General features: G+C 60.7%; 18 protein-coding genes and 2 tRNA genes (1 of these 20 cut by a window edge). 4 read left to right on the top strand and 16 right to left on the bottom strand.

Annotated features, from left to right (window positions below; genetic code table 11):
* The 4 genes from HMPREF3171_RS08200 to HMPREF3171_RS08215 form a co-directional block, all read right to left on the bottom strand.
* Nucleotides 1-30: transfer RNA gene (locus HMPREF3171_RS08200), tRNA-OTHER, on the bottom strand; it reaches 46 nt to the left of the window's first position.
* A 30-nt stretch (nt 31-60) separates the two neighbouring features.
* Nucleotides 61-132, bottom strand: a tRNA-Gln gene (locus tag HMPREF3171_RS08205).
* A gap of 177 nt (nt 133-309) precedes the next feature.
* Complete coding sequence (gltX, locus tag HMPREF3171_RS08210; protein ID WP_070484224.1) at nt 310-1,806, bottom strand: glutamate--tRNA ligase; 1,497 nt, start codon at nt 1,804-1,806, stop codon at nt 310-312.
* A gap of 89 nt (nt 1,807-1,895) precedes the next feature.
* Complete coding sequence (locus tag HMPREF3171_RS08215; protein WP_083308071.1) at nt 1,896-2,900, bottom strand: CE1 family esterase; 1,005 nt, start codon at nt 2,898-2,900, stop codon at nt 1,896-1,898.
* Nucleotides 2,901-3,056: 156 nt separating this feature from the next.
* Between HMPREF3171_RS08215 and HMPREF3171_RS08220 the strand changes: the two genes are divergently transcribed.
* Nucleotides 3,057-4,196: an isochorismate synthase gene (locus tag HMPREF3171_RS08220; protein ID WP_070484227.1), complete on the top strand. Its 1,140-nt coding sequence runs from the start codon at nt 3,057-3,059 to the stop codon at nt 4,194-4,196.
* 26 nt (nt 4,197-4,222) lie between these two features.
* On the opposite strand, the gene HMPREF3171_RS08225 is transcribed toward HMPREF3171_RS08220, so the two are convergent.
* The 8 genes from HMPREF3171_RS08225 to HMPREF3171_RS08260 all read right to left on the bottom strand — a co-directional run bounded on the left by HMPREF3171_RS08225 (nt 4,223) and on the right by HMPREF3171_RS08260 (nt 13,720).
* Nucleotides 4,223-5,014: a fumarylacetoacetate hydrolase family protein gene (locus HMPREF3171_RS08225; protein ID WP_083279509.1), complete on the bottom strand. Its 792-nt coding sequence runs from the start codon at nt 5,012-5,014 to the stop codon at nt 4,223-4,225.
* Between the two features lie 55 nt (nt 5,015-5,069).
* Nucleotides 5,070-5,633: an exonuclease domain-containing protein gene (locus HMPREF3171_RS08230; protein WP_070484230.1), complete on the bottom strand. Its 564-nt coding sequence runs from the start codon at nt 5,631-5,633 to the stop codon at nt 5,070-5,072.
* A 1-nt stretch (nt 5,634) separates the two neighbouring features.
* A complete protein-coding gene (locus HMPREF3171_RS08235) occupies nt 5,635-7,497 on the bottom strand; it encodes a DUF294 nucleotidyltransferase-like domain-containing protein (protein ID WP_070484233.1) in 1,863 nt (620 codons plus the stop codon).
* 50 nt (nt 7,498-7,547) lie between these two features.
* The gene (locus HMPREF3171_RS08240; RefSeq protein WP_070484236.1) at nt 7,548-9,041 is read right to left on the bottom strand and encodes a cell wall-binding repeat 2 family protein; all 1,494 of its coding nucleotides are present in this window, start codon (nt 9,039-9,041) and stop codon (nt 7,548-7,550) included.
* A gap of 10 nt (nt 9,042-9,051) precedes the next feature.
* Nucleotides 9,052-10,068 (bottom strand): 3-isopropylmalate dehydrogenase, encoded by a 1,017-nt coding sequence (locus tag HMPREF3171_RS08245; protein WP_070484238.1) that lies wholly within the window; start codon nt 10,066-10,068, stop codon nt 9,052-9,054.
* A 66-nt stretch (nt 10,069-10,134) separates the two neighbouring features.
* Nucleotides 10,135-10,986, bottom strand: a complete 852-nt coding sequence (locus HMPREF3171_RS08250; protein ID WP_070484242.1) for a hypothetical protein — start codon at nt 10,984-10,986, stop codon at nt 10,135-10,137.
* Nucleotides 10,987-11,020: 34 nt separating this feature from the next.
* Nucleotides 11,021-12,787, bottom strand: coding sequence for a DUF262 domain-containing protein (locus HMPREF3171_RS08255; protein ID WP_070484244.1), 1,767 nt, complete (start codon nt 12,785-12,787; stop codon nt 11,021-11,023).
* 21 nt (nt 12,788-12,808) lie between these two features.
* Complete coding sequence (locus tag HMPREF3171_RS08260; protein ID WP_070423026.1) at nt 12,809-13,720, bottom strand: cation diffusion facilitator family transporter; 912 nt, start codon at nt 13,718-13,720, stop codon at nt 12,809-12,811.
* A 246-nt stretch (nt 13,721-13,966) separates the two neighbouring features.
* Between HMPREF3171_RS08260 and HMPREF3171_RS11915 the strand changes: the two genes are divergently transcribed.
* Nucleotides 13,967-14,452, top strand: coding sequence for a hypothetical protein (locus tag HMPREF3171_RS11915; RefSeq protein WP_070484248.1), 486 nt, complete (start codon nt 13,967-13,969; stop codon nt 14,450-14,452).
* 134 nt (nt 14,453-14,586) lie between these two features.
* Here HMPREF3171_RS11915 and ilvC read toward each other — a convergent pair whose 3' ends face one another.
* From ilvC to HMPREF3171_RS08280, 3 genes are read right to left on the bottom strand one after another with little or no spacing between them, the layout of a single operon-like run.
* The gene (gene ilvC / locus HMPREF3171_RS08270; RefSeq protein WP_083292028.1) at nt 14,587-15,624 is read right to left on the bottom strand and encodes a ketol-acid reductoisomerase; all 1,038 of its coding nucleotides are present in this window, start codon (nt 15,622-15,624) and stop codon (nt 14,587-14,589) included.
* Nucleotides 15,625-15,679: 55 nt separating this feature from the next.
* Nucleotides 15,680-16,198, bottom strand: coding sequence for an acetolactate synthase small subunit (gene ilvN / locus HMPREF3171_RS08275; RefSeq protein WP_070422976.1), 519 nt, complete (start codon nt 16,196-16,198; stop codon nt 15,680-15,682).
* 2 nt (nt 16,199-16,200) lie between these two features.
* Nucleotides 16,201-18,000, bottom strand: a complete 1,800-nt coding sequence (locus tag HMPREF3171_RS08280; RefSeq protein ID WP_070484259.1) for an acetolactate synthase large subunit — start codon at nt 17,998-18,000, stop codon at nt 16,201-16,203.
* 326 nt (nt 18,001-18,326) lie between these two features.
* On the opposite strand from HMPREF3171_RS08280, the gene HMPREF3171_RS08285 reads away from it, so the two are divergent.
* Both HMPREF3171_RS08285 and ilvD read left to right on the top strand, forming a co-directional pair.
* Entirely contained in the window at nt 18,327-18,872 is a 546-nt protein-coding gene (locus HMPREF3171_RS08285) for a PH domain-containing protein (protein WP_070422978.1), read from the top strand.
* Nucleotides 18,873-18,875: 3 nt separating this feature from the next.
* Complete coding sequence (ilvD, locus tag HMPREF3171_RS08290; RefSeq protein WP_070484262.1) at nt 18,876-20,714, top strand: dihydroxy-acid dehydratase; 1,839 nt, start codon at nt 18,876-18,878, stop codon at nt 20,712-20,714.
* Between the two features lie 18 nt (nt 20,715-20,732).
* Here the strand turns inward: ilvD and HMPREF3171_RS08295 are convergent, their stop codons facing one another.
* Nucleotides 20,733-21,602: a DoxX family protein gene (locus HMPREF3171_RS08295; RefSeq protein WP_070452316.1), complete on the bottom strand. Its 870-nt coding sequence runs from the start codon at nt 21,600-21,602 to the stop codon at nt 20,733-20,735.
* Nucleotides 21,603-21,604: the final 2 nt, after the last annotated feature.

A 21,604-nucleotide genomic window follows, 5' to 3' on the forward strand; every position in this document is an offset into this window, starting at 1 on the left:
CGACGTCCTAGGCCGCTAGACGAACGGGGCATTAGGACACAGAACGTAATTGCTCTGCAGCTGGCCTACCAGGACTCGAACCTAGAATGACGGTACCAGAAACCGTAGTGTTGCCAATTACACCATAGGCCATTGTTTTTCAGTCCTGACCTGCGCTTTCCGTTTCCGTTCCGCGCTGTCTGCCTGAACAACATGGAGTACTATAACCATGAATCGCTATGTGTACCAAATCCGCAGGCCACCGCATAGAAACGCGGTGGCCTAAACGTACGAAAACAACAGCGTTGTAGTTCCTACTCCGTAGCGCTCCTACTCTGCAGCCTGGTACGGCGTAACGGCGCGGGCAGCTTTGAGACGCTTCAGCGTGGACTCACGGCCAAGCAGGTCCATGGACTCGAACAGCGGCGGGGACACCGCGGCACCAGTGGTGCCCACGCGCAGGGCGCCGAATGCGACACGCGGCTTGAGCTCGAGGTCCTCGATCAGCGCCTTGTTCAGCGCTGCTTCGATGTTCTCGGTGGTCCACTCCCCCTCACCGATCGCCTCAAGCGCTGCAATACCGGCATCCAAAGGCTCGACGGCGGTGTCTTTGAGGTTCTTCTTTGCACTCTTCTCGTCCAGCACCAAGTCATCGTCCGCGATGACAAGGAACTTCAGCAGGTCGTACGCATCGGAGAGCACCTTGATACGGGTCTGCACGAGATCCGCCGCAATGGTGAACTTGTCTTCCGGGTAATCCGCTGGGAAGTCGGTGTACTCGGTGAAGTACTCGCGCAGGCGGTTTCGGAAGTCTTCCGGCTCAAGCAGGCGAATGTGGTCGGCGTTGATTGCTTCAAGCTTCTTCTGGTCGAAGCGGGCCGGGTTACCCAGCACGTCCGAGACGTCGAAGGCCTTGACAAACTCGTCGACAGAGAAGATGTCCTGATCCGCAGAAAGCGACCAGCCCAGCAGCGCGAGGTAGTTGATCATGCCCTCCGGGATGATGCCGTTGTCGCGGTGGTTAAACAGGTTGGATTCCGGGTCACGCTTGGAAAGCTTCTTGTTGCCCTGGCCCATCACGAACGGCAGGTGGCCGAACTCGGGGGTGAAATCCGTAATACCGATACGCTTCAGCGCCTCGTAAAGCGCGAGCTGACGTGGCGTGGAGGACAGCAGGTCCTCACCGCGCAGGACGTGGGTAATACCCATGAGCGCGTCGTCAACAGGATTGACCAGCGTGTACAGCGGCGCACCGTTAGAGCGGGCGACAACGTAGTCTGGCTGGGTTTCGGACTTGAAGGTGACCTCACCGCGCACAAGGTCGTTCCAGGTCCAATCCTGGTCCGGCATGCGAAGGCGCCAGACCGGCTTGCGGCCTTCGGCCTCAAAAGCATCGATCTGTTCCTGAGTGAGGTCACGGTCAAAGTTGTCGTAGCCCAGCTGCGGGTCGCGGCCTGCGGCCTTGTGACGCTCCTGGACCTCTTCGTTGGTGGAGTACGCCGGGTAGACCTCGCCGGCCTCGATGAGCTTGTTCAGCACATCGGCGTAGATGTCAGAGCGCTGCGACTGACGGTACGGCTCGTGCGGGCCACCGACGTTGATACCTTCATCCCAGCCAAGGCCGAGCCACTCGAGCGACTCAATAATCGCCTGGTAGCTCTCCTCGGAGTCACGGGCGGCATCCGTGTCCTCGATACGGAACACGAACTTGCCTCCGGAGTGCTTGGCTTGCGCCCAGTTGAACAGGGCGGTGCGGACCATGCCCACGTGTGGGGTTCCGGTCGGCGACGGGCAGAAGCGAACGCGCATATTGGGGTTTTCAGTCATGGGGCAATCGTAGCGCGCCATATGCATTGCGCTTGTCGACGCCCAACCACCCCCGGCGCTCACCGCCCAGGATCCAGCAACATATCGCGTTACTTCGGGTTGCGCATGAGGAAGCGCCACATTTCGTCTGCTGCAGACGGCGAGTACCACCAGAAGTGGTTCGAGCCATGCACCTTGATCACTTCCACACCCTTGCGGCAGTTTCGCGACGACACCCGAGTCGCATTGTTGCCTGCCGGGCGCGAATCGACTCCCCCGAAGCACCCGTTGCGGCGCTCGTAGGATTTAAACAGCTCCGGCACCGGCAGCACTTGCTGACCTCGTCGAGTAGTGCCGTGGTACGGGGTGAGTGTGTCGTTGGTGCCGTGAATGGCCATGAACGCGACCGGCAGGTTCTGGCAGCCACGGTTCACCGGGGCGTAGTACGCGCCGGACACGCCAGCAACGCCAGCAAACAAGTCCGCCATGTGGCAGGCGGAGACTGCGGCCATGCCGCCACCGGTGGACATGCCGGTGGCGTAGATCCGGCGTCGATCGATGTTGTAGTAGCGCTGGACGTCGTTGATCATTGCGCGGACAAAGGCGATGTCTTGGCCTGGACGTGTCGCTGCGGTTGCGGATCCCTCCCACGATGCTCCGATCGCGCGCGGGTAAACGATGATCGCGTCGCGGCCGACAGATGATTCACGCAGGCGTGAATAGTTACGAAAATTCTCCGTGGAATCCTGATATGCGGAGTACCCCACCATCACCGGGGTGGGACGTGCAGGGTTGTACCCTCGCGGCACCCAGACGAGGTAGCTTCGTCCCGCTACACGGACCTCGCCGTTGGCCCCGTTCGCCACCGGCGCCGGCGCTTGGGGCGCCCACGCACCGGGGAGATTCGGCGCGGGAATTTGCGGGGCGGGAACTGGGTTGATCGGCAACGATGAGCCTTGCGGCAGGGAGTCGTTGGCCATCTGGACAAACTTGTTCCACTCAGCATTTGCCTGGTTGACCGCGTTTGTAACTGCCTGATTCGCCTGCGAAGACAAGTCTTGCGCCTGTGCAGGGACAGGAGTGACCACCCCAGCGGCGATCATGAGCGTTGCCACGCTTCCTGCCAGTGCTTTACGGATCCGCCCAACCCGTTTCGCACCAACTGCCACATTGTTACCATTTTTCACACAGGCAACAATAAACCTGGGGTATATCCGAAGCAACTGATCCGACGAGGCGTCTTCGAGCGTAGCCAGTTAGAGTGTTTCCCCATGTCCGTCAACCCGCTTGCCGGCCCTCCATCCGGCCGCCCCGACACTGCGCCCGATTTTCTCCTTTCGCGCGCAGAAGGATCGGTCCGCACTCAAGGCGCCACCCGCACGTTTAGCGACGCCTGGGAAGCGAACAACGCGCTAGAGCGCGGCGAGGTGGAAATGGTTGTAGGTGCGCTCCCCTTTGACCAGGACTGCCCAGCGGCGCTCACTGTGCCAGAGCACATCATTCGGGAGCCAGGCCCGCTAGAGCCGCACCCGTATTACCGGATTGGCGCAGGTTCTCGCCTTCACGCAACGCTTATCGACGTCGACCCTTCCCCCGAGGAACATCTTCGACGCGTTGAGGCCGCAGTGGGTACTATCCGCAACTCCCTGTTGGACAAGGTTGTGCTTGCCCGTGCGGTAGACATCGCCTTCGACCCGCCCGTTGATCCACGCCTCGTCGCGGCCAGGCTGATCGATCTGTCCTACACGCACGACGGTTTCATCGCGGACCTCACCCCATCTGGCCGCACGGGACATTTCCTAGTCGGCTCCTCCCCCGAAGTCCTGGTGCGCCGCCGTGGCAACAAGGTGACCTCCTATCCCCTTGCAGGTTCGGCAGCACGTGTACCGCACGATCCGGCGGCGGACCGCGCCGCAGCGGAGGCACTGGCGTCGTCGCAAAAGGATTTCGACGAACACCGCTTCGTTGTCGAGCACATCCGCGAGGTCCTCGAGCCACTTTGCTCTGACCTGCAGATTTCAGAGCGCCCAATCCTAGAAAAGACCAGCGAGATGTGGCACCTTGCCACACCGATTAGCGGCACGTTGAAGGAACCGGCACCAACAGCGCTGGATCTGGCAATGCGTCTCTACCCCACCCCTGCTGTGTGCGGCACCCCACCCGCCGCCGCAGAAGCCCTGATTACCACCGCCGAATCGGATCGCGGTTTCTACGCCGGCGCGGTCGGATATACCGATGCCGCAGGTGATGGCGAATACATGGTTGCCATCCGTTGTGCGGAGGTCAACGGCGACGGCACACACGCCCGCGCCTGGGCCGGTGGCGGGCTCACCGCAGACTCCGACCCACAGGCCGAACTCGACGAGACTTCAGCCAAACTGCGCACGATCATGCGCGCGCTGGGCCTGTAAACACGGCCCAAAAGCGAGCCTGCGTTCTAGGCGCGCTCGACGGGGTTGCCCAGTTTGCCGATACCTGGGATCTCAACCTCGATGTAGTCGCCCGGAACCATCTCTGCGGTACCCGCCGGCGAACCGGTTGCAATGACATCGCCCGGCAGCAGAGTAAAGGACTGGGAGACCCACTCCACCATCTCTCCAACCGACTTGATCATCTGGTTCGAGTTGGAGTCCTGCTTGGTCTCCGTTTTACCGTCGTGGGTGTGGTGCGCCTTGATCGGCAGGTTGGCAAAGTCGAACTTATCCAGGTCCGTCTCAATCCAAGGACCGAGCGGACCGAAGGTGTCCATGCCCTTGGCGCGCGCCCACTGACCGTCCGCGAACTGGAGGTCACGCGAGGAGACATCGTTGATGATGGTCACGCCACGGATCACAGACTTCCAGTCCTCAGCCTTGACGTTTTTGCATGGAACGCCAACGACGAGCGCCAGCTCGCCCTCAAACTCGACGCCTGTGGCGAACTCCGGGATCTTAATAGCGGCACCAGGGCCAATCACGGCGGTCGACGGCTTGATAAAGATTGTCGGCGGCAGGTGCTCGGCGGATTGCTTGAACACCTCAGCTACGTGGTCCGCGTAGTTGCGTCCCACAGCGACGATCTTCGACGGTAGCGTCGGTGCAAGCAACCTCACCTGGTCAAGGTCGTATTCTTTGCCGGTGTACTCCGGCGCACTAAACGGCGTGCCCTTGATCGCCTTTGCGGTCGTTCCCGCATCGTCGATAACGGCGAACGTCATTCCTTCAGGTGTTGCAATTCGTCCAAAACGCATGTGATCGAGCATACAACCCCACTGTCATTGTGGCGCATTTGGGATTCACTGACGTCTACTGCGCGCTCAGCGCCAGGTACAACTCCGCGCACGCGATCGCGTCGGTAAGCGCGTTGTGGTTCGCGTAGTCGGGCAAATTGTAGCGCTGTCGCACGCGCGCAAGCCTGAGGTCCTCGCCGCGCGGATACGTACCCATGCGCTCCATGTGTCGCCGCTCCATCGCGAAGGTATCCACTACCTCGCTCTCGCGCAGGCCCCATCGCTTGCCCTTGACATCTTTTTGCAGCTTTGCGACGAAACCTAGCTCCATCTGCGCAAAATGGGCCAACAACTTGCGTCCTTCAAGGGCACGATCAAACGCGTCGAGTACTTCGGCAGCGACGACGCCTTTGTTCGCAATATCATCGTCAGTCACCCCGTGAAGCGTCACAGTATCGCCAACTTGGGCACCTGCGAGAACGAAGTACTGTGCCTGTGATAGATCGATCACACGGCCGTCGACGGGAACCCAACCGATGGAGACCATCTCATGCTTCTCCGGCTTGAGTCCGGTGGTTTCGACGTCGACGGCCAGCAGGGCGTCGTCGTTAAGCACCCGCGCTTTCGGTCGAAAGAACATCTCACACCGCCCGCGTCGGGTACTTCGATGCCAGCGCGTTCTGCAGCGACTTGATCACACCGAACGCATCGCGCAACGCGGCCCGATCCAGGGATTGCAACTGCTTCGGATCAATGCGGTAGTTCGGCTCCTCCCCGGCGCGCACCTGCTGCGACTGGTGTTTCATGACAAGGTCCGAAAGGTACTCGTAAGCGTCTGCCAGATCCGACGCTCCCTTCGTCGATACCGCCTCGCCGGCAGAGGCACGCAGGCGTGTAGGCGTATCCACCGCACTGACACCGGCCACGATGGAGTACAACCGAGCCATCTGCACCACAGCGGCAGTACCACCGCGTTTGATGTCTAGCGTGTTCGCATACTCGCCGTCGCGCTCAAGCACGAAGCCACGGAAAAAGCCCACTGGAGGCTCTCGGAACGTAGCCAGAGCTGCCAAGTGTGTATGTAGACGGCGCGACCCGCGCGCCGACGACAACGCCGCCTCATGCACCTCATCAGCCAGCGAGCGCCACCCCTCGCCTGAGCCGAAGATCGCGCGGAAATCGAAAAATACCTGCGCGTGCAGCAACGCGTTCGGATCAGGTGCAGTGACCCAAGTGTGGAACATGCGCGACCACTGCGACTGCGTCATGCGCCACTTTGGGTTCGACGCCATCATCTCCCCCGGGCATAACGCCTGACCGGCATGCGCGAGACCCTCGCAGACAAACTGTGTCAGCGCGGCGAAGTACTCCCCATGGGGTTCTTCGTCGTAACTGTCCGCGAGGACCAACGCGTTGTCTTGGTCGGAGGCTGGCCCCATCTCCGCGCGAGCCTGACTGCCTACCGCGACAAAGGCGTACGGCACCGGTGCTGGCCCCAGCTGCTCCTCCGCTAGCTCTCCCAGGCGGCGAGCGATGGAATCCGCAATCGATGTCAGCAGGCGCTGTGTCTCAGCAGCGGACGCGCCTCGCTCAAAGAACCGCACAGCCACGTTTGCCGCCGCGTCATAGGCTCCCTCAAGTTCCTCATACGTACTCTGCTGCACATCTGCTGCCAAGTAGATCGGGTCTGCTTGCAGCAGGCGCATGATGTCGAATGAGGTCAGCACACCGCACACACCTCCGGCGCCTTCAACCGGCAGGTGGTGGATCCCCAACTCGCTCATCGCGAGCATCGCCTCGAACACCAACGCTGTTTCCGGGATGGTGCGCACTGGTGAGGACATCACATGTGCAATAGGCCGTGACGGGTCCACTTGCGCTGCGACAACGCGAGAACGCATGTCCTTGTCTGTGAGGATGCCGATCTGCTCACCTCCGACGACGACGAGGCAACTCGCATCGTGCTCGTTCATCACACCGGCAGCGTGCGCGATTGATGCAGTTGCGTCACAGGTGACGGCAGGGCGGCCGTCGACAATATGCGCAATGGGCGTACGCAGCACACTCGCCGTCCCCCCATCACGCACCTCCTCCGCTGCTACTTTGAGACGACGAGACGCCGACTCAAAGAACCTGTGCAGCTCAGGATGCGCATCAAGCAGGCCTGTGAACACCTCGCGCGGCAGCATGAGCAACACGCTGTCTTCCACCGCTTCCATCACATACTGCGATTCCCGCGGACCTACCAGCGTGGAGTAGCCGAAGTTCAGGCCTGTATCGCGACGGTCCAGCAGCAAGTTGTCATCGCTGACGATGTCAATCGCACCCGAGCGAATGATGTACAGCGTGTCGTTGGGCTGGCCGAGATCCACAACGACTTGACCGCGGCGCACATAGGTGATCCCCATCTGTGCGGGCAGGGCCCGGATCTTCTCTTCAGGGAGGCTTGAAAACGGCTCGTGCTGGGCCAGGAAGCCGTAGACCTCGTCCAATTCCACGCTCATGCCCGAAGCCTAGCGTGAGCACGACCCCCACACGGCGAATTTTTGGAAAACTACTGGTAGCTCACAAACCACGGGCGAGGATTCACGTCGGCATAGGTCTGCTCCGGAGTAAACATGGGAGAATCCTCGTCGATAAAGTTCTTCCACGCCATGAAGTAATTCGGGTCCAACCCCTGACGCAGGATGTTCCACGTGTCGAACTTCTGCTCCGGCAGCCCATGACCGTCCGCGTGAAGGATCCATGCCAGTTCCGGCTGCCCGGTGACAATGTTTTCGCGGTCCGGGTACATTCCAACCTGGAACTGGTGCAGAATCAATGCCTTCTGTGGCAGGTTGTTGTCGCGGACAAGCGCTGCAAGCCAGTCGGCGACCTCATTGATTTCGGCTGCGGTTGCGCTACCGATACGCGAAAGCGGCTGCTCACCAGGGTTTAGCTTCCATTCCGCATCAAGTGCCAAGCCAACGTTCGGCTGCTTGAGCAGCTCCTCGTAGATCTTCGCCTGCTCCAAGAAGTTGCCTTGGCCCGGCTGCAGGTCGATTACGGCGTAACCACCTGCGTCCACGATGGCATCCACATACGGGGCGATATCTTCCATCGGCGTCTCGTTGGAGTAGTTACCGTCATCGCCCGGGAATTCCGATGCCACCGACGCAATGACCTCGAAGGCAGGAATGATCGGCTGATCCTCCAGCGGCTCGTACCAGGAGGCGTATTGCTTCGCCAGTTCAACTGCTGCGGCAGGGTCCTGCTCCCCCATCACTCCGAGCTCTGGGCCGTACGGATGGCCGTAGAGCGCAATCATGCGCCGGCCTGGGAACACCAGTCCGCCGCCACCAGGCAGTTCACCATTGGCGGCGAGTACTGCACGCGCACGGAAGTTCTCGTTCGAGCCCCACTGGCGGCCAAGCGCGAGCACGTCCTGTTCCATAACATCGCGCATGCTTTGCGACGACGCCCGCGGGTCCGCAGCCGCCAACACCTGCACATCCGCACCTGCTGCGCGAGCTGTGGCCACCGACGCACGCGAGGAGACCGCCGTGGCAAACACTGGCGGCATCTGCAAGCCACGCGGGTTCTTTGCCTCGAGTGCCGCAATCGCCGCCACATCTTCTTCGGCACGCTCGGCTACGACCGGTTCAGTCGCTGCTACCGCGTCGTCATCGCCCGGAACCTCAATTACCCGGGACGCGCCAAGGCGTTCAACCTCAGCATCAATCGCGGCGTCGGTGCCATCGAGGCGCACCAGAAGCGGCGCACCTAGTTCCACTGCAATCGCGGCAGCCCGAAGCTGCTGATCGCGATCCTTCGCGGAGACCACCACCGTGTCCGACGACTCGAAGAAGCGCTGCGAGACTTCCACACCCGTGCCGTCGGCGTCCTGAACCACCTCGTCACCATCGGTGGCAAGGGCGTTCTTGGCGCCAGCATCGGACTGAGAGCCCCCACCGAGTCCTCCGTCGCCTGCGCCGCAGCCAGTCAGGGCAAGCGCAGAAGCACAGAAAATGGCAAGGGACGCACGTGTGATCTTCCGGGAAGAAACCATGCGCTCGACCCTACGCGACGGCGTCGACGATGCGCTCACCTACCTCGGTGGTACGCACCGGCGTGTCTCCACGTTGGGTCACGTCGCGCTCGACTGCTTCTTCGATGCGGGCGGCGTTGGTGTCGTCGCCAAGGAAGCGCAGCATCATCGCCACAGACAGAATCATTGCCGTGGGATCAGCAATCCCCTGGCCCGCGATATCCGGTGCAGAGCCGTGCACCGGTTCGAACATGGATGGGAACTCACGAGCAGCATTGATGTTGCCGGAGCACGCCAGCCCCACACCGCCCGCAACCGCACCTGCCAGGTCAGTCAGGATGTCGCCGAAAAGGTTGTCGGTGACAATCACGTCGTAGCGCGACGGGTCCTGCACCATGTAAATCGTTGCAGCATCGATGTGGTTGTAGTCCACCTCGACCTCCGGGAACTCCTGCGACAACTCGTCGACCACGCGCTGCCACAAGCCACCTGCGTTGACCAGCACGTTGGTCTTGTGCACGAGCGTGACCTTCTTGCGGCGCGTCATTGCCAACTCAAACGCGTACCGAGCAACACGCTCAGCGCCGAAATACGTGTTCTGAGAAACCTCGGAAGCAACTTCGTGCGGGGTGCCCTGACGCAAGGTACCGCCGTTACCAGCATAGAGCCCCTCGGTACCTTCACGGACCACAACAAAGTCGATCTCACCAGGGTTTGCGAGCGGGCTCGTCGACGATGGGTAGAGCTTCGACGGCCGCAGATTAACGTAATGGTCCAACTTGAAACGCAGCGGCAGCAGCAGGCCGCGCTCGAGCACACCCGCAGGCACGCGCGCCGGGTCGCCGATCGCGCCGAGCAGAATCGCATCGTGTTCGGCGAGGCTTTCCAAGTCCTCGTCCGTCAGCAGCTCGCCGTTGCGCAGGTAGCGGCGCGCTCCGAGGTCATATTCGGTGGTCTCGACGTCATCGCGCACAGCATTGAGGACCTTGAGCCCCTCCGCCATAACTTCTTGGCCGATACCGTCGCCAGCAATCACCGCGATTTTCATATTCTGGGACACCTTTCTCACTGTGTAGATTCTGGCGCCCACATTAGCACTCCTTAGCGCTTGGGTTTAACGATTCCGCTCCGACTGACGGATACGAAACGCCAACTCCTCACTCGAGCCGAATTGCGCCCCCAGCGCAATAAGCGACTTATCAGAAAGCCCCGCCATGGCGAACAACGTCGCTTCCGCTTTCCGCGGATCCGGCAGCGGCACGATCTCCACCGCGGCACCGTAACTCCTCGCATTCGCAATCGCGGGTATCGACGACTGCCACGTGGCCACCACCTTCGGCGACATATGCGCATCCCGGCGCGATTGGACGGGAAACGGTTGCGCTTGGGCGCCGGGTTTAGCCACGGGATCTGCCCAGGTAGCACGTAGCCAAGTGGGATCGTTACCGTTGAGTTCGGCGACTGCGCGGGCACTGTCAGCAGGGTCATCGATAGTGCGTTCAACGAAGCGCAGCGAAGTCATCTCGCCGAGCGCGCGCATCCCGCCGGGGTCGCGTCGGATACGTACTGCACCAGATGCGGGAGCCATAGCGACATCACCGACAGTTAAGACGGTCACCGTGTGCATGTCGGCGATCATGGAGACGTATTCGGCGTGGCGTGCTCCGTCGTAGACCATCATCGGGGCATGTGCGGTCACTGCGATGGAGGCTGCGCGAAGTTGCGCCTCCGGGGTGTCGTCGGAAAGCACGAGCGTTTCGGAGCGCGGGAAGAACAACTTCGCGGTTTCCATGCCAAGTGGGTCGTCGAGCACCACCGGGTGAGGCTCAAACGTTTTGGAGACATGCCCTGCGACGTTGACGCTACGGGCGCGATCGTAAGGGCCAAGTTGGACATCCGGAGTGCATGCGGCGAGCAGTACGCCCGCCGATAGCACGGCAAGCGATGCGTACCCGGAATGCTTCACCGGTCCTCCTTCGTGTCTCTCCCCTGTGCTGTTCCTATTCTGCGTCGTCGCACAATCCTTCGTCGCTGAGAACGTTGCGGTCCATCGCGTATTCAATCATGCCGATGAACCGTTCACGACGGTCAGCGATAAATCGCTCCCAGTTAGATGTCAGCAGTGCTTCTGGGTCGACTTCGTGGCTTTCGAGCAGGGCGTCAAAGTCATCGTCGTCAAGCAGCGACTTGGACTGCAGCCTGGGCAGGTAGCGTTTCGGCTCGTTTTGCTCAATGACGACCTCGGTACGACGGCCCATCGGCGTGCGGTTGAGCACGCTGTCGGCCAGCTGCTCGTCGACACCGAATTCGCGCAGGTACTCCCACGGGAAGATCTGGCCGAAGCGAGGTTTCAGTTCGGCCACTGTGGATTTGTCGAAGTGCTCTCCAGTGCGCCAGTCACGCGCGCCGCGTGCCATCAGTAACGAATACAGCCCACGGTAGATCCCACTGTCCGCGGTTGCGGTATAGAGACGGGATTCGTGGAAACGTGCATCGGCGACCGTACGTGGCTCGGCGTCGGTCTCTCCGCAGACCCACGGGATGACTTCAGAGACGTCTACGCCGATGCGGATTGTCGGCGCGTGCGCGGCATAAAGCTCACCGAACACGCCGCACCAGAACCAACGGTTGAGCCTGTCACCGACTTCCTTCTTTCCTGCAAGTTCGGGACGTTCGGCCAGGCGCGCAAGCATAACCGCGAGCGGGATGAGTTGCGCAGGGTAAGGGACTTGATCCGCAGCGACGATACGTCGCTCCTGCAGGAACTGGGCGACCGCAACGAACCCGCGGGCCATCTCATCGGCATGTGCACGGTAATCCTCGATCGTGATGTTGAGGATGTCACCACGGTGGCCCAAAGCAGGCCCCTGCCGACTGGTCAGCAACAGTGACAGTGCACGCAGGAATTCCACACGGCCGATGCCCTTGAGCACGTCATAGCAATCAAACTGGGCTGCGAGTTCTTCCCAGTGGCTAGCCAAGTCGAACGTCGGGTCTTGGGTTGCATATGTCGCGGTAAGGAGCTCGAACACATCCATCTGCACACCTGCCGAGTTAGCAAACGCAAAGATCTGCCCCACTCCCTCTTGTGCAGTATCGCGGTCCAGGCGGATCATCGGAATGTCGTACGCAGGCAGCTCACGCATCACCGCATTGATAAACCGCTTCACGGCAGTACGCACCTCGTCGTGTTGTGCATGTGCCGCCATATCGACGAGGAGATCGTTGCCCTCTTTCCAGAGCAACATCGAAACCGGCATCACAGCGTGCTCGATCATGTCATCGCGATTTCGGATGCCACCTGGAATGTCCGGCCCAAAGTGGGATCGGACATTCCCTTCCCCATCGACAGCAAACACGGCTTCCACCGGCATCGGCGTGTGTGCCACCGCCGCTCGTACGTCCACCATGAACTTCCGGGAAATCGGTCGCCCAAGATAGTCCACCGTGCTCACCTCCCCATCACCCTTAAATGCGTGAAAGAGCGACGTGAGGCGCTGTTGGCCGTCGAGAAGCAACAGGCCCGGTTCCACTCCAGCAACATTCACCCCCTCAAGCGGGCGTGGTTTAAAACGCTGCTCCGCGTTGCGAGTATCGAGCGCGAGGAAAGAACCGACCGGGTAGCCACGCAGCACGGAGGTGACCAACGTGCGCACCCGATCCACGTCCCACAGGTATGAGCGCTGAAAATCAGGCAGCTGCAGCTCGCCGCGCTCAGCGCGGGAAAATAGATCCTTGAGCGAATAGCTCGGCGTAGTAAAGCCCATATGCCTTAGCGTAGGACAGAATCAGCACACCGTCTCGTGCTCGATGTGCTCTGGCAGCTCAATTTGCACTGTCGCATGCTCCACACCCAGCCGGTGCAACTCCGCCTGAACCCGATCCAGCAACTGATCGCGGTCTTCTCCTTCCGCCGCCACAATGTGAACCGTTGCAATCACCGACACCCCGTCAAGCGACCACAAGTGCAGGTCATGCAAATCCCTCACCCCAGGCAGTGCACGTAACTCAGCCTCGACTTCCTCGGCGTCAAACCCTTCGGGCACACGCTCCAGCATCACACCCACCGACTCCGCCATGAGTTTCCACGCACGAGGAACAATCAGGCCCGCGATCAGCAACGACGCAATGGGGTCAGCCGCAGTAAAGCCGGTCAACGCGACAATTGCGCCGGCCCCCAGCACGGCGATAGACCCGAACATATCCACCAACACGTGGAGGTATGCACCGCGTACGTTGATCGACTCCTTTTGCTGGGAGTACAAAATCCACGCCGACAACGCGTTCGCCGCAAGGCCGATCGCGGCGATGATCATCATCGGACCCGTATCAATCGGGGCTGGATCCCGCAGCCTGCGCAAGGCCTCGATTGCAATCCAGACGGAGACTGCCAGCACTGTCGCGGCATTAATCATCGCCGCGAGCACCTCGACACGGCGGTAGCCGTAGGTCGCGTATGACGTGGCTGCACGCTTACCGACGAGCACCGCCGCCATCGCAATGATCAGCCCGGCCGCGTCCGACAACATGTGCATCGCATCCGCAAGCAGCGCGACCGATCCCGAAATCACACCTCCGACCAACTCCGCAACAAAGACCGTTGCGGTAACGGCAAGTGCAGCGCCGATCGCTTTCGTCGGCGCGTCAACACGTGCGCCATGAGCATGATCATGATGAGCGTGATCTGAATGGTTGTGCATAACGACAACCATAGGAACACCAACACGTTAATGACAATTTATTGAAAATCGCTGCCGGAATGCTTTCCACAGCGCTCACGAGGAGAAACGAATCATTCGCGCCTCCCCGTGGCGAAATCCCGCCGAGCCAAATCGTCATACTTTGTTACAGTGGGCGACCGTTCGCATATCCGAGCACGTCACGGGCGGTTCACCATGAATCCGCCCCGAGCGGCGCGGATAAGTAATAACGAAAGGAATTAGCAAATGACCACCCCGAACCCGAATCAAAACCCGAACGACCCGACCGAGGATGTTCGCGTCGAGCGCACTACCCCTGAGGCTTCGACCACCGCACCGGCGCGTCCGGCTGCTGGCTCCACTGCAGTGACTGACGACGATAACGGTGGCGGCGGATGGTGGAAGTGGCTCCTGGGCATTCTGGCAGCACTCCTGCTTTTGGCCTTGCTGTGGAACCTGTTTACCGGCGACGACACCGAGGGCGACGCCACCGTAGACACCTCCACCACGACTGCAGCCACCGAGGTTGTTAACGAGACCACCACGGTCGAAGACGGCACCGTTACCGAAACCGCACCGGCCGAGGACGCCGCTGGGGACGCCAACACTGACGCCAACGAGGCCGACGCTACCGCGACCGAGACGACAAACGTCGTCGAGGAGGTCATCGACTCCATCGCACCGGAAGGCGCCCAGGAGGAGGCTCCGGCTGACGCACCGGCCACCAACTAATTATTCGGCGCGATCCGACTACCCCGCACCCACTCTCCGGGCGCGGGGTTTGCTCTGCCGTGCGGGCTTGTGCGGGAGAAGCACGACAAAGCCCTCGAATCACATTGATCCGAGGGCTACGTTTACCTGCCGAATTAGCGGGCAGTGTCGGTAAGCGGGTTCTTCACCCAGCTCATCATGTCGCGAAGCTCTGCACCGGTCTTCTCAATCGGGTGCTGTGCAACCTTGTCGCGCAGACCCTCGAGCTCCTTGTTGCCACCCTCAACGTTGGCGACGAGGCGCTTGGTAAAGGTGCCGTCCTGGATATCCTTCAGGATGTCGCGCATACGATCCTTCGCCGAGGCGTCGATGACACGCGAACCAGAGAGGTAACCGCCAAACTCTGCCGTGTCAGACACGGAGTAGTTCATGTTGGCAATGCCGCCTTCGTAGATCAGGTCGACGATCAGCTTCATCTCGTGGAGGCACTCGAAATACGCCATCTCCGGCTCGTAGCCAGCCTCGACCAAGACGTCGAAGCCGGTCATGATCAGGTCCTCGAGGCCACCACAGAGCACTGCCTGCTCACCGAACAGGTCGGTGACAGTCTCGGCCTCGAAGGTGGTCGGGATAACGCCAGCGCGTGCGCCACCGATTGCGGCAGCGTAGGACAGCGCAAGCTCACGGCCGTTGCCCTGCGGATCCTGCTCCACGGCGATCAGGCAAGGCACACCCTTGCCGTCGGCGAAGGTGCGACGCACCAGGTGGCCCGGACCCTTCGGGGCAACCATGCCGACGGTGATGTTGTCTGCCGGCTTGATCAGGCCGAAATGGATGTTCAGACCATGCCCGAAGAACAGGGCGTCGCCGTCCTTCAGGTTCGGCTCGATGTCCTCTTCGAAGATCTTGGCCTGGGAGGTATCCGGGGCGAGCAGCATGATCACGTCAGCCCATGCAGCTGCCTCAGCATTCGTCTTCACATCAAAGCCGGCCTCGCGGGCCTTTTCTGCGGACTTGGAGCCGTCGCGAAGGCCAACAACCACCTCGACGCCGGACTCGCGCAGGTTCTGAGCGTGCGCGTGACCCTGGGAGCCGTAGCCGATGATTGCAACCTTCTTGCCCTGGATCAGGGACAGGTCTGCGTCTTGGTCGTAAAGCACTTCAATAGCCATAGTTCTCGCTTCTTTCTTCATTCTGTGAGACGGGCGTTTCACATTATGACACAGCCGCCTCAGTTTGTGGGTGTTTTTAGTCCAATGGAGCCAAAGTTTTAGCGCCACGCGTCAGCGCTACCGTGCCTGATCGGGCAAGCTCGCGGATACCGAACGTATCCATGACGTCCAAAAACGCCTTCAACTTCGGTGACTCACCGGTGGCCTCAATAACAACAGAGTCCACCGCAACATCGATCACGCGCGCTCGGAACAGGTTGGCAGCGTCCACCACCTGCGGACGTGTTTGATTGTCCGCGTTGACCTTGACCAGCAGCAGCTGGCGGCCGACCGTGGTGTCGTCGTCAAGCTGCTGCACCTTAAGCACCTGGATCAGCTTGTAGAGCTGTTTGACGATCTGCTCGACAGAACGCTCCGTTGCATCGACCACCACCGTCAACCGGTTCACGCCCTCTTTCGACGTCTTCGCCGAAACGAGCGAGACCAGGTTGTACCCGCGACGGGTAAACAGGGCGGTAACACGGGTGATAATTCCGTCAACGTCCTCAACCAGCACTGAAAGCGTGTGGCGAGTGATTGCATCTGGTTGTGTCATTGTTAGTTCCCTTCCTGCTCCGCCGCAGCGGTCTCGATGGCCTCGCTGATTGCCTGCGGCGACTCCGCAGCCGACTCCTCATCATCGAAGAACGGGCGCATTCCGCGCGCATACTCAATGTCACTATTCGACGAGCCCGCAGAGATCATCGGCCACACCTGCGCGTCCTCGCCCACGATGAACTCAATGACCACCGGGCGATCGTTGATCTCACGCGCACGTTGGATCGTCGGCAGCACGTCTTCTTCCTTCGACACCCGGAACGCAACCGCGCCGAGCGCCTCCGACAACTGCACAAAGTCCGGAACGTAGGTTTCCCCACCCAACTTCGTGTGAGAGTAATTGCCGTCGTAGAACAGCGTCTGCCACTGACGCACCATGCCCAGGTTGCCGTTATTAATCAGCGCAACCTTGATCGGGAAGCCTTCGAGCGCAGCGGTGGTGATCTCCTGGTTGGTCATCTGGAAACAACCATCGCCGTCGATCGCCCACACCTCTGCATCCGGGTGCGCTGCCTTCGCACCGAGCGCAGCCGGAATGGAAAAGCCCATCGTGCCAGCACCACCAGAGTTGATCCAGTGGCGCGGCGTTTCAAAGTCCACAAACTGCGCAGACCACATCTGGTGCTGGCCCACACCAGAGCAGTAAATTGCGTCCGGCCCGGCGGCCTTGGACAGCGTCTCGATCACAAACTGCGGAGCGAGCGTGCCGTCCTCGTTCTTGTCATAACCGCGCGGGAAACGACGCTTCAGATCCTGCAGACGCTCAATCCACGGCTCAATCGACGGCGCCTTGGCCTTTCCGGATTCCTCAAAGTAATCGGTCAGTTCCGACAGCACACGCTTAGCATCGCCCACGATTGGAACGTCCACCGCGCGGATCTTGCCCACCTCTGCAGGGTCGATGTCAGCGTGAATGACCTTGGCGTGCGGCGCAAACGTATCGGTATCGCCGGTCACGCGGTCGTCGAAACGCGTGCCAACAGCGATGAGCAAGTCGGATTCCTGGAAGGAACCCACTGCCGGTACCGAACCGTGCATACCCGGCATACCCAGGTACAGCGGGTGCGACTGCGGGAACGCTCCGAGCGCCATCAAAGTCGTAGCCACAGGGATCCCGGTCGCCTCAACAAACTCGAGCAGCTGCTTGTTCGCATTCGCCTTCACAACACCGCCACCGATGTAAAGCACCGGACGCTTCGCCTGAGAAATCAGCTTCGCTGCCTGGGCAATCTGACGGTTGTGCGGCTTCGTGTTCGGCTTGTAGCCAGCCAAATCGATCTTCGGCGGCCACTTAAACTCAATCTCCGCGTTCTGCACATCCTTCGGGATGTCCACGAGCACTGGGCCTGGACGGCCGGTCGAGGCAATATGAAACGCCGCCGCAAGCGCGAACGGGATCTGCTCCGGGTCGGTCACCATGAAGTTGTGCTTTGTAATCGGCATCGTGATGCCGCGGATGTCCGCCTCCTGGAACGCATCGGTACCCAAAAGCGACGAGCCAACCTGGCCCGTGATCGCCACCATCGGCACCGAGTCCAGGTAAGCGTCCGCGATCGGTGTTACCAAGTTCGTCGCACCGGGACCAGACGTAGCAATGCAAACGCCGACCCTTCCCGAGGCCACCGCGTATCCCTCTGCTGCATGGCCCGCACCTTGCTCGTGGCGCACCAACACGTGGCGTAGTTTCGTTGCCCGATACAGGGCGTCGTAAAGCGGAAGCACCGCGCCACCCGGAAGGCCGAACACAATTTCCGTGCCAAGCTCCTCCAGGCTGCGAACGACCGCGTCCGCGCCTTTCATCCGCTCCGGTCCATTGCTCTCCGTCGACGGGGATGGTTGTGAACCTGCCACCGTTGCACTCCTTGTGTTCGAATTACCTAAAAATAAAAGCCCCCGGCGAGCGGTGTGCTCTCGAGGGCGCTTGTGTCTGCGGCGTGTAAAACGAACCCGCTACGGCAAGCGCCGCGTGGGTACAATAATTACAAGTCGCTGATTGATCACGTACATGACAATAGTGAGCCAGCCCACCCCTCACGCATTTTTATTCACAGAAATCACGCGTATCGACGACACCCCGGCGCATCCCGTTACTTCCCCCGGCATCAACATGACTAGCATGCCGGGGTATGACAGCCACACAGGGAACGTCCCCGACCACCCAAAAAGTGTTTAAACCAACCCGTGAGCACATCCTCGCCATCGTGCTCGCAACCGGCATCGCACTCATGGGCATCATGTGGGCGCCGAAATATCTCATTTGGCTCCTTCTTATCCCCATTGTGTGGCTCGCATGGGTACTCTGCTCCTCCACCACAGTGGATAACAAAGGAATTAAAACCCGTTACCTCGTTCGCAAAAATACCTTTCTTCCTTGGGAAGACCTGGCCGGCATCGCTTTCAAGGGAACTTCCGCACGCGTCGCTGCAAAAAACGGCACCGAGTATCCCCTGCCTGGCGTAACGTTCAACTCATTGCCTGCGCTCGCCGAGGCATCCGGAGGACGAATTACAGACGTCATTGCATCCGCCGAGCAAGCAGCAGACGGCAAGTACGAAATCATTGATAAAGACGGCGACCGCATCCTGCTTACCCGCGAGGAATACGATGCCTACCTCGCAGAACACCCCGATCTGCCGGGACCTCGCCCGTCCGCGAACGAACCTAAGGAGTAAACCGTGATCCCCCTTCGCTCACGTGTCACCACCGTTGGCCGCCAAGCAGCCGGAGCCCGTGCCCTGTGGCGCGCTACAGGCACCGGCGAGCACGAGTTTGGCAAACCCATCGTTGCCATCGTGAACTCCTACACGCAGTTCGTGCCTGGCCACGTTCACCTGAAACATGTTGGTGACATCGTGGCCGACGCTGTCCGCGCCGCAGGCGGCGTACCCAAGGAGTTCAACACCATCGCGGTCGACGACGGCATCGCCATGGGCCACTCCGGCATGCTGTACTCGTTGCCCTCGCGCGAGATCATCACCGACTCGGTGGAGTACATGGTCAACGCCCACACCGTGGATGCCATGGTGTGTATCTCCAACTGCGACAAGATCACCCCAGGCATGCTCAACGCCGCAATGCGTCTGAACATCCCCGCCGTCTTCGTCTCCGGTGGCCCGATGGAGGCCGGCAAGGCGTTTTCTGTCGGCGGTGTGACTAAGCCGAAGTCCGATCTCATCGACGCCATCGCGCTTTCCGCTAACAACGACGTCAGCGACGACGAGCTCGACAGTATCGCCAACAACGCCTGCCCCACCTGTGGTTCCTGCTCCGGCATGTTCACCGCTAATTCCATGAACTGCCTCACCGAAGCACTTGGCTTGTCACTGCCGGGCAACGGCACCACCCTGGCAACCCACACCGCACGCCGCGAACTCTTCGAGCGCGCTGGCCAGACCATCATGGACCTTTGCGAGCGCTACTACGGCCAGGGCAACGAATCCGTCCTACCCCGCAACGTGGCCAACGTCCATGCATTCCGCAACGCCATGGCGCTCGACATGGCAATGGGTGGTTCCACCAACACCATCCTGCACATCCTGGCCGCAGCCCAAGAAGGTGAAATCGACTTCGACCTGGCAGATATCGACGATCTGTCACACAAGATCCCCTGCCTGTCCAAGGTTGCCCCGAACGGTGAGGCACACGTCGAGGATGTCCATCGCGCAGGTGGCATCCCAGCCATCCTGGGTGAGCTCCACCGCGCTGGATTGCTGCATGATGATGTGCATTCGATCACGTACTCGTCGCTAAGCCAATGGCTCGCAGACTGGGACATCCGCGGCGGAAGCGCTACCGAGGAAGCGCTCGAGCTCTTCCACGCCGCACCGGGCGGTGAGCGCACCACGAAGGCATTCTCACAAAGCGCGCGCTGGGAAAGCCTGGATACGGATGCGAAAAATGGCGTCATCCACGACGTCGAGCACCCGTTTACCTCCGACGGCGGCCTTGTCGTCTTGCGCGGCAACCTAGCCCCGGACGGCGCCATCCTGAAAACCGCAGGCGTCGAAGAAGGCTTATGGGAGTTCACCGGTCCAGCACGCGTCGTCGATTCGCAAGAGCAAGCTGTGTCCATGATCCTCAACCGCGAGGTGCTCGAAGGCGAGGTTGTGGTCATCCGCTACGAGGGCCCAGCAGGTGGACCGGGCATGCAGGAAATGCTCCACCCGACGTCATTCCTCAAAGGCGCTGGCCTGGGCAAGAAGTGCGCACTGATCACCGACGGTCGCTTCTCCGGAGGCACCTCCGGTCTGTCCATTGGCCACATCTCCCCCGAAGCTGCCGCAGGCGGCCTGATCGGCCTCATCGAAAACGGCGACACCATCGCCATCTCCGTGTCCAACCGCGAACTGAAGCTGGATGTGCCGGAAGCAGAGTTGGAAAAGCGCCGTGAAGCTATGGAAGCCTCCGACAACCCCTGGACACCGAACCGTGTCCGCGAGGTTTCGAAGGCTTTGCGTGCATACGCCAAGATGGCAACCAGCGCCGACAAGGGCGCCGTCCGCCAAGTGGACTAAACGCAGCGTGCGTGTGGTTTAGGCAAACGGGTTAATCCCGGTGCCGAACCACCACGCCGCACCTGCTGCGGCAAGACCCACAATGGCGCAGATCCAGGACGATGCCAGCGGACGCTTCGCCCAACCGCGCGAGGCGTCGATACCGTAGCGGCCTGGGCCTGTGAACTGCACTGCGAGAGACACTGCCAGCAGCATGACCGGCACCCACGTTTCCGGCGTCCAGGCGAAGACGTTGAAGCCGTCCGTCTGACCGTTGAATGCGTGCAGCGCCAAAAAGCCGGTGACGGCGATCGCCACAGCTGCCGCAATCGGTCCGAGCAGACCAAGGACCAAGAACACGCCGGCCGTGAGTTCGAGGGTGGGAACAACAACAGCCAGGCCGTTGCCGTACGGGTAGTTGGCGAATGCATTTTCTAGGCCGGCGATACCGTCGTTGCCGCCGAGTCGGAAGAACACTGCGACGGAATCAATAATCAGGTACGCGCCGAGGAACAGACGCAGCAGCAGCAAGCCGAAATCAGTCGTGCCACGGCGGGCGTCTTCCTCCTCTACTGCAACCGGTGCCGGATCCACCGCAACCGGCTCGACCGGCTCCTCCGCATAGGTTGCGGGGGCTGCCGGTGCGATGGTTTCAGATTCACGGATGAACGCGGATGTCACCGGTGCCGGGTCGGATGAGTATGCAGACGCCGAGGGGACCGCAGTAGAGCCTGCGGACGGCGCAGAGGCTTGTGCTGCCTTATCGGCACTCAGGCGCACCTCGTCGCCCGTCTGGGAAGTCTGCGGAAAAATCTCCGTCGCAGCATCCCCCTTGTATTCTGGCACGTCAGCGACGTTTTCCAGGTTGTTCAGATCGTCGGGTGTGAGATCGCGTGGATTTTTAGCCATGG

The organism is Corynebacterium sp. HMSC08F01, assembly GCF_001807545.1.
Classification (GTDB): Bacteria; Actinomycetota; Actinomycetes; order Mycobacteriales; family Mycobacteriaceae; genus Corynebacterium; species Corynebacterium coyleae.